The sequence below is a fragment of the Streptomyces sp. R33 genome (assembly GCF_041200175.1).
Lineage (GTDB): Bacteria > Actinomycetota > Actinomycetes > Streptomycetales > Streptomycetaceae > Streptomyces > Streptomyces katrae_B.
The window spans coordinates 1,517,767-1,531,640 of sequence record NZ_CP165727.1 but is presented as its reverse complement, the minus strand read 5'-3'; the positions used below and the strand labels follow the sequence as shown (position 1 = coordinate 1,531,640).

Genomic DNA, 13,874 nt, shown 5'->3' with positions numbered 1-13,874 from the left:
GGGTGATGCACTGTTATGGCTTCGCGATCGGCGTGGGCGTCGGCGCGCCGCTGCCGGCCGCCATGCCTCTGCGGCTGCCCGCAAGACCATCCTGGCCAGACTGATCACCGTGTTCGGCCCCGGCCTCGGCCAGGCCGCGGGTGCGCCCCCCGCTCGCTGGTATCGCGGCGTCGAGGCTCCTGCTGGTCGGGCTCGCGCCGCGCCGCGCGCGTACGGTGGACGTAGGGCGACGGGTAACGCCTGTGCAGGCACTGACGGCAGCCGCCGCGGGCGACCGTCCGCCGCGATGCGGTGTTCTGCTCCCGCACAGGAGGGAAAGGCAATGCCCGAGCACAAGGTCGGTACACAGGAGGAATTCGAGGCAGCCCGAGCGGAGCTGCTCGTGGAGGAGAAGAAGCTCACCCGACGTGGCGACGAGCTGGCGCGGAAGCGGCGGGAGCTTCCCTGGGTACCGGTCGAAAAGGACTACCGCTTCGAAACCCGGGACGGGACCGAGTCGCTCGCGGACCTCTTCGACGGGCGCTCGCAACTGCTCGTCTACCACTTCATGTTCGGGCCGCCGTACGAGGCCGGATGCCCGGTCTGCTCCTCGATCGCGGACACCCTCGACCCCAATGCGGTCCACCTCAAGGCCCGCGACGTGACGCTGATCTGCTCCTCGCGGGCGCCGGTCGACAAGCTCCTCGCCTACCGGGAGCGGATGGGCTGGAGCTTCGGCTGGGTCTCCGCCGGCGGCAGCGACTTCCACCGCGACCTCGGCTTCACGTACACGGAGGAGGAGTTGGGGCCCTTCCTGGAGGGCGGTGTCCCGCCGACCGTGCGTCAGATGGCGGAGGCGTGCGGCACGGACGTGCTCGGGTACGTCACCGAGGGACCCGGGCTGAGCTGCTACGCGCTGTCGGACGGTACCGTCTACCGGACGTACGCCACCACCGCGCGCGGCCTCGAGCCCGCCATGGCCTACTACGGCCTCCTCGACCGGACACCGCTGGGCCGCCACGAAGAAGGCGAGGAGGCGCATTGGCTGCGCCGCCACGACGAATACGAGAAGACCTGAGGGAATGCGGCACGGACCGCACATGCGTCCTGATCGACCCCGTCGGAGTCCACGTCGGCGTCTGGCAGAAGCCGGGCACCTGGCGCCCTCAGCTCGTGGTGGTCAACCTCGGCACCAACGACTTCTCGACCGCCGTCAATCCCGGGGAGCCGTGGACGCCCGACAGCCTGGCAGCCGGCTACCGCAGCGCCTACGGCGACTTCCTCCAGAAGCTGCGCACGCGCTACGGGGCCGGGACGACCATCGTGGCAGTAGGCGCCGGCCCGTACGCCGGCCATGTCCAGCAGGTGGTCAAGGCACGCAACGACGCCGACGACAGCGGAGTCCGCTACTGGTTCCTCGACGACTTGGGCCTGGACTTCCTCGGCTGTGACGGGCACTACTCGGCCCATGACGACCGACTCATCGCCGACCGGCTCACCTCGTTCATCGCCGGTCTGCCGACGGGCTGGTGAGCCGCAGCGAGATCATCTCGCGGTGAGCCGGTGGTGACTGACGGAACAACAACCCTTAGTTGATGATTTCGGCGCGGTCATCCGTACGGATCGCGGCCAGCCGGTCCCGCCACATCTGGAGAGCTTCGGGTGTCAGTCGCGTCCAGTCGGTGACCTCCCCAACGATGCGGAGCGGTCCCCGGCTGCGATAGGAGCGGGTGGGATTGCCGGGGAACTTCCTGTCGGTGACGTTCGGGTCGTTCTCGAACTCTCCGGTCGGTTCGACGACGTACACTCGCGGGGCCCCGTCGCCGGCGGCGAGTTCGGCGGCGAGTCCCGCACCGTCGCGCAACGCGGTGAAGTAGATGTGGTTCATCACGGTCTCGGGCCGGTAGTTGGAACGGAAGCCGGCGGTGAGGTGATCTCCGACCCGCAGGTCGGCCTTTGTGCCGTGGAAGAACGGCCCCTCGTCCAATGCCTCGCCCACCGCCACAGGCTATCAAACCGACCTGTCGTGACGGCGAGCCATCCAGACGGGACACCGGCCGGTCCGCGCCGTCCGGTGCGCGCCCCGGTCACGATTCGTATCGGGTTCCGAGCAGTAGATGACCGGGGCCCGGTCACAGCCCCTGTGCCAGCCGGTGGTACGCCTGGTTCCAGCGGAGATCGCGCCGGAACTGCTTCGGGGTGGTGGTCTGGTCGATGAGGGCGAGTTCCAGGCGGAGCATCTCCGCCAGGTCGTCGAGGTGGTCGGAGGTCAGGGCGGTGCTGAGGACGGTGTGGTGCGGTCCTCCGGCCGTCAGCCAGGATTCGGTGGAGGTCCGCAGGTCGGGGTGGGGCCGCCAGACCGCGCGGGCAACGGGCAGTGCGGGCAGCGGGTGAGGGGGCGCCACCACGTCGATGTCGTTGGCGATCAGGCGGAAGCGGTCGCCGAGGTCGGCGAGGCCGACCACCACGGCCGGGCCGGGGGCGGCGTCGAACACCAGGCGCACCGGGTCCTCCCGCCCGCCGATACCGAGGGGGTGGATCTCGCAGCTGGGCCTGGCGGCCGCGATGGTGGGGCAGACTTCCAGCATGTGTGCGCCGAGGATGAGCTGGTTGCCCGCTGTCAGGTCGTAGGTGTAGTCCTCCATGAAGGAGGTGCCGCCCGGGAGGCCGGTTGCGGCTACCTTGAGGGCGCGCAGCAGGACGGCGGTCTTCCAGTCGCCCTCTCCTCCGAAGCCGTGCCCCTGGGCCATGAGCCGCTGGACCGCGAGGCCGGGCAGCTGGCGCAGTCCGCCCAGGTCCTCGAAGTTGGTGGTGAAGGCCCCGAAGCCGCCCGTTTCGAGGAAGGTGCGCAGGCCGGCTTCGATGCGGGCCGCGTAACGCAGCGCGTCGTGCCGTTCGCCGCCGGGCCGCAGTTCCGGCGTCAGGTGGTACAGGTCCTCGTACTCCTTGACGAGGGAAGCCACCTCGGTCTCGTCCGCGCCGTCGACGACCTCCACCAGGTCGTTGACGCCGTAGGTGTTGACGGAGACGCCGAAGCGCAGCTGGGCCTCGACCTTGTCGCCCTCGGTGACGGCCACGTCGCGCATGTTGTCGCCGAAGCGGGCGACCTTGAGGGTGGCCAGTTCGGATCGTGCGGCGGCCGCCCGCGCCCAGACCGCGATGCGTTCGGTCGTCACCGGGTCGGTGACGTGGCCGGCCACGGTCTTGCGGGGTACGCCGACACGGGCCTGGATGTGCCCGAACTCGCGGTCTCCGTGGGCGGCTTGATTGAGGTTCATGAAGTCCATGTCGATGGTGTCCCAGGGGAGGGCGACGTTCGACTGGGTGTGGAGGTGCAGCAACGGCTTGCGCAGCGCGTCCAGTCCGGCGATCCACATCTTGGCCGGCGAGAAGGTGTGCATCCAGGCGATGAGCCCGATGCACCGGTCGTCGGCGTTGGCGTCGAGGCACACCCGGCGGATGGCGTCGGCGTCGGTCAGTACCGGCTTCCACACCACGCGCGCGGGAATGCCGGAGGAGGCCTCGGCCAGGGCGGCGGCGATCTGCCGCGACTGGTCGGCGACCTGCTTCAGCGTCTCCTCTCCGTACAGGCCTTGGCTGCCGGTGAGGAACCAGAGCTCCTGGGCGGGGGATGTTCGGCTGGGCACATGGACTCCTGAAGGTGACGTCCCGCAACGGTGGTGCGGGCGGCGGGCGGGTGGGGAAGCGGGAACGGACAGCGGGGCGGGGTCAGCCCGCGGTGTGGGACGTGTCGCGCATGTTCCTCAGGCGGTGCAGCAGGCCACCGGTGCCGAAGTGGTCGTGCAGGAGCCGGTACTCGGCGAAGAGGGCGTCGTAGGCGTCGGCCCGGGAGGCGTCGGGCGTGTAGACGGCAGGCCGTCGGCGGCCCATGGCGGCGGTGGCCGCTCGTACGTCGGTGTGTGCGCCGGCGGCCACGGCGGCGTGGATGGCCGACCCGAGGGCGGGGCCCTGGTCGGACGCGGCGAGGGAGACGGGGCGGCGCAGCACGTCGGAGTAGATCTGCATCAGCAGTTCGTTCCTGGCCAGTCCGCCGGCGACGATGAACTCGTGCACCGGTACACCCCCCGCCTCCAGCGCCTCCACGATGACGCGGGTGCCGAACGCGGTGGCTTCGAGCAGCGCGCGGTAGACGTCCTCGGGGCGGGTCGCGAGGGTGAGACCCACGATGACCCCGGAGAGGTGGTGGTCGACGAGGACCGAACGGTTGCCGTTCAGCCAGTCGAGGGCGACCAGACCGTGGCCGCCGACCGGTTGACGGGCGGCTTTCCGGGTCAGCAGGGTGTGCAGGTCCTCGCCGCGGTCGGCGGCCTCGGAGAGGTAGTCCGACGGGACGCCTTGGTCCAGTACCCAGGCGAAGATGTCCCCGACCGCGCTCTGGCCGGCCTCGTAGCCGTAGGTTCCCTCGACGATCCCGCCGCTCACGACACCGCAGATGCCGGGGACGTCGGCGAGGACGGGAGCGTTCACGACGTGGCAGGTGGAGGTGCCCATGATGGCGAGCAGTTGACCGTCCTCGACGGCCTGGGCCGCCGCTGCGGTGACGTGGGCGTCGACGTTGCCCGCGGCGACGGCGATGCCGGGGCGCAGCCCTGTCCAAGCTGCTGCCCCGGTACTGAGCGAGCCCACGCGTGAGCCCAGCGCAGAGAGGGGGAACTCGAGGCGCGTACGTGCGAAGTCGGCGAACCGGGGGTTCAGCGCGGCCAGGTACTCCTCGCTCGGGTAGGCGCCGTCCTGGTGGATGCCCTTGTATCCGGCCGTGCAGGCGTTGCGGGACTCGGTTCCGGTGAGCTGCCACACGATCCAGTCGGCGGCCTCGATCCACCGCGCGCAGGTGTCGTAGACGAGCGGATCCTCCTCCAAGACCTGGAGGGCCTTTGCGAACTGCCACTCGGAGGAGATCCGGCCGCCGTAGCGGGCGATCCACTTCTCCCCGCGGGCGTGGGCGAGTTCGTTGATGCGGTCGGCATGCGACTGGGCCGCGTGGTGCTTCCAGAGCTTGGGCCACGCGTGCGGCCGCCCGGCGAGCTCCGTCTCGGCGAGGGGAGTCCCGTCGGCCAGGGTGGGCAGGACGGTGCACGCGGTGAAGTCGGTGGCGATGCCGATCACCGCGGCAGGATCGACCCCGGCCGCCGCCACGGCCTCGGGGACGGCGCGACGCAGTACGTCCCGCCAGTCCTGGGGGTGTTGCAGGGCCCAGTCCGGAGGCAGTTGCGCACCGCCGTGCGGCAGGTGCCGGTCGATGACGCCGTGCCGGTAGACGTGGACCGCCGCGGCCAGCTCCTTACCGTCGCGAACCCGCACCACCACGGCGCGGCCCGACAGTGTGCCGAAGTCGACGCCGACCGTGTACTGCTCCGATTCCTCGGAATCCGGGGCGGGCGCGAGGGGATGGGGTGACGTCAACAGAGTGCCTTTCGAAGGAGCCGTGGGGCAGCAAGCGGCCCGGCATGCGGAGTTGCCGCCCGCGATCCTGACGGTCGGGCGGTGATCCCACCGTAGTGTGAGCGCTAACAATGTCCCGAGGCAAGAGGCCGACCTCGTTGCCCGCACCTGCCACGGTAACGGACAGGAAACGTGCGCACGGGGGTTGAGAACGGTGCTTGTTAACGCTCACAATGCGTCAGCGTCCGCTTGGGCAAAGCCCGGCCCCGGCCCCGCGGCGCCTCTTCCGTACGTCCCGAAAGGACATCGACATGGCCCGCAGAGCAGCTCTCGTCCTCACCGCCGCCCTTCTCGTCTCCTCGGCGCTGACCGCCTGCTCGACCAAGAGCCCCGCCCCCGGCCCCTCCTCGGCGGCCAAGGGAGGAGGCTCCGGCGGCACGATCACCCTCGGCTTCGCCCAGGTCGGCGCCGAGAGCGGCTGGCGTACCGCGAACACCAAGTCCGTCCAGGAGGCGGCGAAGAAGGCCGGGATCACCCTCAAGTTCTCCGACGGACAGCAGAAGCAGGAGAACCAGATCAAGGCGATCCGCACCTTCATTCAGCAGAAGGTCGACGTCATCGCCTTCTCGCCGGTCGTGGAGTCCGGTTGGGACACGGTGCTGAAGGAGGCCAAGGACGCGGGCATCCCGGTGATCCTCACCGACCGCGCCGTGGACACCAAGGACACCTCCCTCTACAAGACCTTCCTGGGCTCCGACTTCGTCAAGGAGGGCAAGTCCGCGGGCGAGTGGCTGACCGGTGCGTACGCGAACGAGCAGGGCCCGGTCAACATCGTCGAGCTCCAGGGCACCACGGGCTCCGCACCCGCCAACGACCGCAAGGCGGGCTTCGCCGACGCCATCCGCGCCGACGGCAAGTTCAAGATCGTTGCCTCGCAGTCGGGCGACTTCACCCGCGCCAAGGGCAAGGAGGTCATGCAGGCGTTCCTGAAGTCCCAGAACCACATCGACGTCCTCTACGCCCACAACGACGACATGGCCCTCGGCGCCATCCAGGCCATCGAGGAGTCCGGCAAGAAGCCCGGGACGGACATCAAGGTGATCTCGGTGGACGGGATCAAGGACGCCTTCGTCGCGATGACCGAAGGCAAGATCAACGTCGTGGTGGAGTGCAACCCGATGCTCGGCGACCAGCTGATGGAGCTGACCAGGAAGGTTGCGGCGGGGGAGAGCGTGCCGGCTCGTGTCGAGACCGTGGAGGGTGTCTTCCCGCAGGACAAGGCCGCGGCCGCGCTGCCGTCCCGGAACTACTGAAACCGCACGTGCCGGTTCCGGAGGAGGCTGAGCGGCCTCGGGGCAGTGGGGCACGTCCGGAGCCCGTTCCACCACCCCACCCATGAAAGGAGGCCGGATGGCATCCCCGTCCACCCCGCGGCCCACGGACGACGGCGGCCCGCGGCCGGTCCTGGAAGCCCGGGACATCCGCAAGCAGTTCCCGGGCGTGCTCGCCCTCGACGGAGTCGCCCTGCGGCTCTTCCCCGGTGAGGTGCACGCCCTGATGGGCGAGAACGGCGCCGGGAAGTCCACCTTGATCAAGGTGCTCACCGGGGTCCACCCCGTCGACGGCGGCACCCTCCTCGTCGACGGCCGGCCCCACACCTTCGCAGACCCCCTCCAGGCGCAGCAGGCCGGAATCAGCACCGTCTACCAGGAGGTCAACCTCTGCCCGAACCTCTCGGTCGCCGAGAACATCCTCATCGGGCGGGAGCCGCGCCGGTTCGGTCTCATCCACTGGTCCGCGATGCGGCAGCGGGCGGCAGAGCTGCTGACGGAACTGGACCTCGACCTCGACGTCACCGGTCTGCTCGGCTCGCACTCCCTGGCGGTGCAGCAACTGGTCGCCATCGTCCGGGCGGTGGACGTCTCGGCGAAGGTGCTCGTGCTGGACGAACCCACCTCCAGCCTGGATCGCGAGGAGGTCGCCCAGCTCTTCACCCTGGTGCGGCGCCTGCGGGACCGCGGTGCGGCCATCCTGTTCGTCACGCACTTCCTCGACCAGGTATTCGATCTCTGCGACCGCGTCACCATCCTGCGCAACGGCCACCTGGAAGGCGAGTACCCCATCGGCGAACTCACTCCGGTGACGCTGGTCCAGCGCATGATCGGCGGAGAACTGGCCACCCTCGACCAGCTGTCCGAACGTGCCCACGAGGAAGCGGCCGATCGGGAGACCAGCGAGCCGTTCCTCCAGGCACGACAACTGACCCGCACGGGCTCGATCGAACCGTACGACCTCGACGTCCATGCCGGTGAGGTCATCGGACTGGCCGGCCTCCTGGGCTCGGGCCGTACCGAGGTGGCACGCCTCCTGTTCGGCGCGGACAGCGCGGACGGCGGAGAGGTGAGCATCGAGGGCAAGAAGGTGCTCCTGCGCACCCCCCGGCACGCCATCGCCCGAGGCATCGCGTTCTGCTCCGAGAACCGCAAGTCCGAGGGACTGGTGGGCGAGCTCACGGTCCGCGAGAACATCATCCTCGCTCTGCAGGCCGCCCGCGGCTGGACCAGGCCGCTGGCCCGTGCGAAACAGGACGAACTGGCACGGCACTGGATCGAAGCCCTGGACATCCGCCCCGCCGACCCCGAAGCGCAGGTACGCCACCTCAGCGGAGGCAACCAGCAGAAAGTGCTCCTCGCGCGCTGGCTGCTGACCGAACCCCGGCTCCTGATCCTCGACGAACCCACCCGGGGCATCGACATCGGGGCCAAGGCGGAGATCCAGAAACTCGTGGCCCGCCTGGCGGACGAAGGAACCGCGGTGCTGTTCATCTCGGCGGAACTCGAAGAGGTCCTGCGCCTGAGCCACCACATCGCCGTGCTCCGCGACCACCGCATGGTGGCCACCCTCACGAACGACGACAGTGTCACGCCCGAACGCATCCTCACCACCATCGCCACCGGAACGGACTCATGACCCCCCAACCCGCCCAGTCCAAGGCGGCCGGCGGAATCGGGAGACGACTGGCCGGGCACCGCCTGCTGTGGCCGACGCTCGCCCTGCTCGCCCTGCTCCTCGGCAACCTCGCGTTCCACCACGACTTCTTCTCCGTCCGCGTACGCGACGGCCACCTCTACGGCAGCCTCATCGACATCCTCCAGTTCGGCGCGCCCCTCACCCTGGTGGCGCTCGGCATGACCCTCGTCATCGCCACCCGCGGCATCGACCTCTCGGTGGGTTCCACCGTCGCCATCGCCGGCGCCCTCGCCTGTGGGTACATCTCGACCGCCGCACATCCCGGCAGCATCGCCACCATGCTCACGGCCGCCGCCCTCGCGCTCGGCGTCGCCCTCGTGCTGGGCCTCGCCAACGGCTTCCTCGTGTCCGGGCTGGGGGTGCAGCCCATCGTGGCCACCTTGATCCTCATGGTCGCGGGCCGCGGCGTCGCCCAGCTGATCACCGACGGCCAGATCATCACGGTGACCAGCGCCCCCTACAAGATGATCGGAGGCGGCTACTGGCTGACCATGCCGTTCGCCGTCCTCTTGGCAGCCGCCCTCGTCGCGCTCACCGCCTTCATCACCCGTCGCAGCGCACTCGGCATGCTGATCGAGTCCGTGGGCGGCAACCCGGCCGCCAGCCGCCTGGTCGGCATCCGCGCCGGCGGGCTGCTCGCCCTCGTCTACGTCTTCAGCGCGCTGTGCGCCGCCATCGCGGGGCTGATGATCAGTTCCAACGTCTCCAGTGCCGACGGCAACAACGCCGGCCTGTGGATCGAACTCGACACGATCCTCGCCGTCGTCATCGGCGGCACCGCCCTGACCGGAGGACGCTTCTCCCTCGGCGGCACCGTCCTGGGCGCCCTGATCATCCAGACCCTCTCCACCACCGTCTACACCCTCGGCGTCCCACCCGAGACCACCCTCGTCTTCAAGGCCTTCGTCGTCATCGTCGTCTGCCTCGTGCAGTCCCCGGCATTCCGGGCCAAGGTCCTGCGCCGCCGCAGGACGACCGGTCCCCGATCCCACCCATCGGCGGGCGCCGCCCCGCAGCAGCAGGAGGTACGCGCATGAGTACCGGCATCGCCAGCGCCGCCGCTGGGCTCACCCGCCCCTTCGCGACCGTGTCCCCGCGCACCCGCACCCGTATCCCACTGATCGTCACGGCCGTCCTGCTGGTCGTCATGTTCAGCGTCGGATCGGTGCGCTACGAGGGCTTCCTCTCCGCGCAAGTCCTGCTGAACCTGCTGATCGACAACGGATTCCTCCTGGTCGTCGCAGTCGGGGCGACCTTCGTCATCCTCACCGGCGGCATCGATCTGTCCGTCGGCTCCATGGTGGCCCTGTCGACCATGCTCACCGCCTGGCTGGTCGAGTCGCACGGCTGGCCCCTGGCCACCGTCATCCCACTGGTCCTGCTGGTCGGCGCCGCGAGCGGGGCGCTCATGGGCTGGATCATCCACACCTTCGAGATCCAGCCGTTCATCGTCACCCTGGCCGGCATGTTCCTCGCCCGCGGCCTCTGCTACACGATCAGCACCGAATCCATCACGATCGGCGACCCCGCCACGGCGGGAATCGCGCAGACCCGGCTGTACGGCCCGGGGGGACTGTTCGTATCGATCCCGGTGGTCATCGCCCTGGCCGTGCTGGTGATCGCCTTCGTCGTACTGCACCACACGCGCTTCGGCCGCAATGTGTACGCGCTGGGCGGCAATGAGCCTTCCGCACGCCTGATGGGCCTTCCGGTAGGCTCCACGAAGATCGCCGTATACGCCGTCAGCGGCCTGTGCTCCGCACTCGGCGGCCTGTTGCTGACCTTCTACATGCTCTCCGGCTACGCCCTCCACGCCATGGGCATGGAACTCGACGCGATCGCCGCCACCGTGATCGGCGGCACGCTGCTGACCGGAGGGTCCGGCTTCGTCCTGGGCACCGCCCTCGGCGTGCTCGTCCTCGGCGTGATCCAGACGGTCGTCAACTTCCAGGGCACGCTCAGCTCCTGGTGGACCCGGATCGTCATCGGCGCCCTGCTGCTCGTGTTCATCGTGCTGCAACGTCTGATGAGCGGCCGCCGCCCCGCCGCCGACTGACTCCCGGCTCCTGCGAGAGGTGGCGGTTCGGCTTCCCCGGGCCGGGCCGTGCGGAGGTCCGCGCGCGCGGCCGTCCCGTCGTCGACGGCGTCACCCGCCGTCCCCCGGGCGGTGGGGGTCATCCCCCGAGGGGAGAGTTCCTGCGGGCCGTACTGGCGCGCACGATGAGCTCGGGCGCCACCACCAGGTGCGTCGACTGGTCAGTCCGGCCTTCGATGTGGTCCAGGAGCAGCCCGATGCTGTCGCGGCCGATCGAGGCGAAGTCCTGACGGATCGTCGTCAGCGGGGGCGGGAAGAACTCCGCCTCGGGGATGTCGTCGAAGCCGGCGACCGCCACGTCCTCCGGGGTGCGCAGGCCCGCTTCCCGCAGGGCCCGCAGCACACCGAGCGCCATCTGGTCGTTGGCGACGAACACCGCGGTGAGTCCCGCTCCCCGCCCTCGTGACGCCCGGACCCGACCCGCGAGCTGCTGGCCGGCCTGGTATCCCGACAGCGGGCTCCAGTCGCCGCGCAGCAGGGGTGGCACCTCGGCGCCGGCCTCTCGGAGCGCGTCCTCCCACCCCTGCGTGCGGGCCTCGCTCTCGAGCCAGTCGGGCGGGCCTGCGACATGCCACACGGTGGCGTGGCCCGACGCGAGGAGATGTTCCGTGATCATGCGGGCGCCGAGGTGCTGGTCCAGCGACACCCCTGGCAGGTCCAGGGTGTGGCCGCCTTCCACGGTGACCACCGGGCACGGTGCTTCCAATGCCGCCAAGGCCCTCACGGCGTCGCGTTGGGGAGTGACGGCGACGATCCCCTCCACGCCCCACCCGGCGAGGTGCTGCATGGCTTCGGCGAGGGCTGTCTGCGTGGCGGTCCGGAGCGTGACGGCGGACGTCAGGTAGCCGCGGTCCCGAGCCGCCTCTTGGACTCCCGCCACGGTGCTGGCGGGACCGTGCAGGGTGGTGTTCACGGCGATGACGCCCAGCGTGTGGGTCCGGCGAGTGGCCAGAGCCCGGGCCGCCGAGTTGCGGCGGTACCCCAGCTGCTCGATGACCTGTGTCACCGCGGCCCGGGTCTTGGCGCTGACGTTCGGGTGGCCGCTGAGCACCCGTGAAACAGTCTGGTGGGACACGCCGGCGACGCGCGCGACGTCCGTCATCGTGGGCGCTCGCGAGACGTCCGGTAGCTGGGTCAACGCTCTTCCTCTCCTTGTCGAGCGGCCTTCCCTCAAGGTACCGAAGCAGCCGCGGCCCGCACACATCTCGGACCGGCCGGGAGATTGTCGACGGGTATCGATGTTGGCGTTCACATTATGCAGCGAGGACCGCATGTTGTGGACATGAATCTGCACGTACATCTTGAGATCTCTGGTTGTTAGCGTTCACAATCTGACGGGGGGCAGCTGCGGTCGTGCAGCCGCGATGCCCAGCGGGGCCCCCGGTCAGTCCAGCCCATTCATGCGCGATTGCAGGGCCTGCCGGACTCCGGTCCGGGAAACCGCCGCGCATGCCGGAGAGACGGTGAGAGCGCAGTGAGCGAGACCAACCTCAAGGACCTCCGTCGCGAGGTCCTCGCGGCCAACCTGGGCATCCCGCAGGCCGGTCTGGCCACCCTCACCTGGGGAAACGTCAGCGGAGTGGACCGAGACGCCGGCGTCTTCGTCATCAAGCCGTCCGGGGTCTCGTACGCCGACCTCACCGAGGAGGACCTGGTCGCGGTGGCGCTGGAGGACGGGCGGATCGTCGACGGGCACCTCAGGCCTTCCACCGACACCGAAACCCATCGGTGCCTCTACCGGGCGTTCCCCTCCATCGGCGGCGTCACCCACACGCACTCGGCGCACGCCGTCGCCTTCGCCCAGGCCCGCCGCCCGATCCCCGTGCTCGGCACGACACACGCCGACACCTTCAACGGGCCCGTCCCCGTGACGGCGGACCTCACCGCCGAGCAGTGCGCGCAGGACTACGAGTACAACACCGGACAGGTGATCGTTGCCCGGCTCGACGGCGACCCCCGTCGGGCCGAGGAGGTCCCCGGGGCGCTCGTCTCACGGCACGGCCCCTTCACCTGGGGCGCCACCGCGAAGGCTGCGCTGGAGAACGCGATCGTCTGCGAGGCCGTGGCGGAGATGGCGCTGCACACGCTGGCGCTCGGCTCCCGCCTCGGGGAGGCCTCCGAACCGCCCAGGCATCTGCTGGAGCGGCACTTCACCCGCAAGCACGGACCGGACGCCTACTACGGCAACACCCCTCACGCCCCGGGCCTCTGATGCCTTTGCCGTCCATGCGAGGCGTTCGGCCTTGAGCCCGGCTGTTTCGGCTTCTTCGGCTGGGAGCCTAGCCGTGCGGGGTGAGCCGTACGCGGATGCCCAGCGTCCCGTCCGCTCCGCCGCTCAGCCGGCTGTGAAGAATCATGAGGCGGCCGAGGATGCCGTACTTGCCGGCGCCGAGCCGCTCCAGCGGCGTGTCGTCCATGATGCGCTTCTGCTCCTTGTCGTTGCGTTCGTGGTCGTTGGTCACTCGAGCGTCGTACTCCTTGCCCGTCTCGGAGTCGGCAACGGGGATGGCGTTCAAACCTGTTCGGTGGGGCGTACGAGCATCTCGTTGACGGCCACGTGCCGGGGGCGGGTGGCGATGTAGCCGATGGCGTCGGCGACGTCCTGGCTCTGCAGCCGCTCGATGTCGCCGAGGCCGGCGACGATCAGCTGCTGGACGACTTCCGAGTTGTGGGTGCGCAGTTCGGTGTCGACGCTGCCCGGCTCGACGACGGACACGCGGACGTGCTGGCGTCCCAGTTCCTGGCGCAGTGCCTCGCTGAAGCCTCCGACGCCGAACTTGGTGGCGCTGTACACGGCGGACATGGCGAAGGCGGTGCGGCCGTTCACCGAGCTGATGTTGATGATGTCGGCGACCTGGCGCGGACCGTCCGTGGCGGCCTTGACCAGGTGGGGGACGGCCGCATGGGTGGTGTACATCAGGCCCATGAGGTTGATGTCGATCATGCGCTGCCAGTCGTTCAGGTCTGCGCCGGGGGTGGGTCCGAGCAGCATGAGGCCGGCGTTGTTGACCAGGATGTCCAGTCGGCCCAGGCCCTCGACGGTCCGCTCGACCGCTTCTGTGGCGGCCTGGGCGGTGGTGATGTCGGCAGGCACGACCAGAGCCTTTCCGCCCGCCTCGGCGATCTCCGCGGCGAGGCCGGTGAGCCGGTCCTCGCGCCGGCCGACCACGGCCACGGAAGCGCCCTCGCGGGCGAGCTCCAGCGCGGTGGCGCGGCCGATGCCGCTGGACGCCCCGGTGACCAGGGCGACGGTTCGTTCGAGACGGCGATTCATGGTTCAAGCCTTTCGATGAACGGCCGCGGCGTTGCGGGCCGGGCCGTACGGGACATGGGGGACTGAGGAGGTAGGAAGACCGGTCGTTCTACC

Annotated in this window: 13 protein-coding genes; 7 read left to right on the top strand and 6 right to left on the bottom strand. The window is 69.7% G+C overall.

Annotated elements, in window-relative coordinates:
- Positions 1-322 precede the first annotated feature (322 nt).
- On the top strand, positions 323-1,057 hold the full coding sequence (locus AB5J51_RS07475) for a DUF899 domain-containing protein (protein ID WP_136226417.1): 735 nt from the start codon (positions 323-325) through the stop codon (positions 1,055-1,057).
- Positions 1,021-1,512 carry a hypothetical protein gene (locus AB5J51_RS07470; protein WP_369777219.1) on the top strand — a complete coding sequence of 164 codons (492 nt, stop codon included), beginning with the start codon at positions 1,021-1,023 and terminating at the stop codon, positions 1,510-1,512. Before AB5J51_RS07475 ends, AB5J51_RS07470 begins: the two co-directional genes overlap by 37 nt.
- Before the next feature lie 55 nt (positions 1,513-1,567).
- On the opposite strand, the gene arr is transcribed toward AB5J51_RS07470, so the two are convergent.
- From arr to araB, 3 genes are all read right to left on the bottom strand, one after another.
- Positions 1,568-1,978 (bottom strand): NAD(+)--rifampin ADP-ribosyltransferase, encoded by a 411-nt coding sequence (arr, locus tag AB5J51_RS07465; protein WP_053790468.1) that lies wholly within the window; start codon positions 1,976-1,978, stop codon positions 1,568-1,570.
- A 133-nt stretch (positions 1,979-2,111) separates the two neighbouring features.
- Complete coding sequence (gene araA / locus AB5J51_RS07460; RefSeq protein WP_369777218.1) at positions 2,112-3,626, bottom strand: L-arabinose isomerase; 1,515 nt, start codon at positions 3,624-3,626, stop codon at positions 2,112-2,114.
- A gap of 82 nt (positions 3,627-3,708) precedes the next feature.
- Positions 3,709-5,403 (bottom strand): ribulokinase, encoded by a 1,695-nt coding sequence (gene araB, locus AB5J51_RS07455; RefSeq protein WP_053790334.1) that lies wholly within the window; start codon positions 5,401-5,403, stop codon positions 3,709-3,711.
- 290 nt (positions 5,404-5,693) lie between these two features.
- Here araB and AB5J51_RS07450 point away from each other — a divergent pair, with 290 nt between their 5' ends.
- From AB5J51_RS07450 to yjfF, 4 genes are all read left to right on the top strand, one after another.
- Complete coding sequence (locus tag AB5J51_RS07450) at positions 5,694-6,695, top strand: ABC transporter substrate-binding protein (protein ID WP_078987983.1); 1,002 nt, start codon at positions 5,694-5,696, stop codon at positions 6,693-6,695.
- 97 nt (positions 6,696-6,792) lie between these two features.
- On the top strand, positions 6,793-8,352 hold the full coding sequence (locus tag AB5J51_RS07445; RefSeq protein ID WP_136226415.1) for a sugar ABC transporter ATP-binding protein: 1,560 nt from the start codon (positions 6,793-6,795) through the stop codon (positions 8,350-8,352).
- A complete protein-coding gene (locus AB5J51_RS07440) occupies positions 8,349-9,449 on the top strand; it encodes an ABC transporter permease (protein ID WP_369777217.1) in 1,101 nt (366 codons plus the stop codon). The genes AB5J51_RS07445 and AB5J51_RS07440 overlap by 4 nt, the downstream gene beginning before the upstream one ends.
- Positions 9,446-10,468: a galactofuranose ABC transporter, permease protein YjfF gene (gene yjfF, locus AB5J51_RS07435; protein ID WP_369777216.1), complete on the top strand. Its 1,023-nt coding sequence runs from the start codon at positions 9,446-9,448 to the stop codon at positions 10,466-10,468. The genes AB5J51_RS07440 and yjfF overlap by 4 nt, the downstream gene beginning before the upstream one ends.
- 118 nt (positions 10,469-10,586) lie before the next feature.
- Here the strand turns inward: yjfF and AB5J51_RS07430 are convergent, their stop codons facing one another.
- Positions 10,587-11,609, bottom strand: a complete 1,023-nt coding sequence (locus AB5J51_RS07430; protein ID WP_369780227.1) for a LacI family DNA-binding transcriptional regulator — start codon at positions 11,607-11,609, stop codon at positions 10,587-10,589.
- 372 nt (positions 11,610-11,981) lie between these two features.
- Between AB5J51_RS07430 and araD the strand changes: the two genes are divergently transcribed.
- Positions 11,982-12,719, top strand: a complete 738-nt coding sequence (araD, locus tag AB5J51_RS07425; RefSeq protein WP_369777215.1) for an L-ribulose-5-phosphate 4-epimerase AraD — start codon at positions 11,982-11,984, stop codon at positions 12,717-12,719.
- A gap of 67 nt (positions 12,720-12,786) precedes the next feature.
- Here the strand turns inward: araD and AB5J51_RS07420 are convergent, their stop codons facing one another.
- Together AB5J51_RS07420 and AB5J51_RS07415 are read right to left on the bottom strand one after the other, a co-directional pair.
- Positions 12,787-13,023: a hypothetical protein gene (locus tag AB5J51_RS07420; RefSeq protein ID WP_136226411.1), complete on the bottom strand. Its 237-nt coding sequence runs from the start codon at positions 13,021-13,023 to the stop codon at positions 12,787-12,789.
- Positions 13,020-13,781: an SDR family NAD(P)-dependent oxidoreductase gene (locus tag AB5J51_RS07415; protein ID WP_369777214.1), complete on the bottom strand. Its 762-nt coding sequence runs from the start codon at positions 13,779-13,781 to the stop codon at positions 13,020-13,022. The genes AB5J51_RS07420 and AB5J51_RS07415 overlap by 4 nt, the downstream gene beginning before the upstream one ends.
- Positions 13,782-13,874: the final 93 nt, after the last annotated feature.

Coding starts and splice junctions, on each gene's coding strand:
- AB5J51_RS07450 (WP_078987983.1), top strand. CDS start 5,694: ATGGCCCGCAGAGCAGCTCTCGTCCTCACCGCCGCCCTTCTCGTCTCC.
- AB5J51_RS07415 (WP_369777214.1), bottom strand. CDS start 13,781: ATGAATCGCCGTCTCGAACGAACCGTCGCCCTGGTCACCGGGGCGTCC.
- AB5J51_RS07440 (WP_369777217.1), top strand. CDS start 8,349: ATGACCCCCCAACCCGCCCAGTCCAAGGCGGCCGGCGGAATCGGGAGA.
- AB5J51_RS07445 (WP_136226415.1), top strand. CDS start 6,793: ATGGCATCCCCGTCCACCCCGCGGCCCACGGACGACGGCGGCCCGCGG.
- AB5J51_RS07430 (WP_369780227.1), bottom strand. CDS start 11,609: ATGACGGACGTCGCGCGCGTCGCCGGCGTGTCCCACCAGACTGTTTCA.
- AB5J51_RS07475 (WP_136226417.1), top strand. CDS start 323: ATGCCCGAGCACAAGGTCGGTACACAGGAGGAATTCGAGGCAGCCCGA.
- yjfF (WP_369777216.1), top strand. CDS start 9,446: ATGAGTACCGGCATCGCCAGCGCCGCCGCTGGGCTCACCCGCCCCTTC.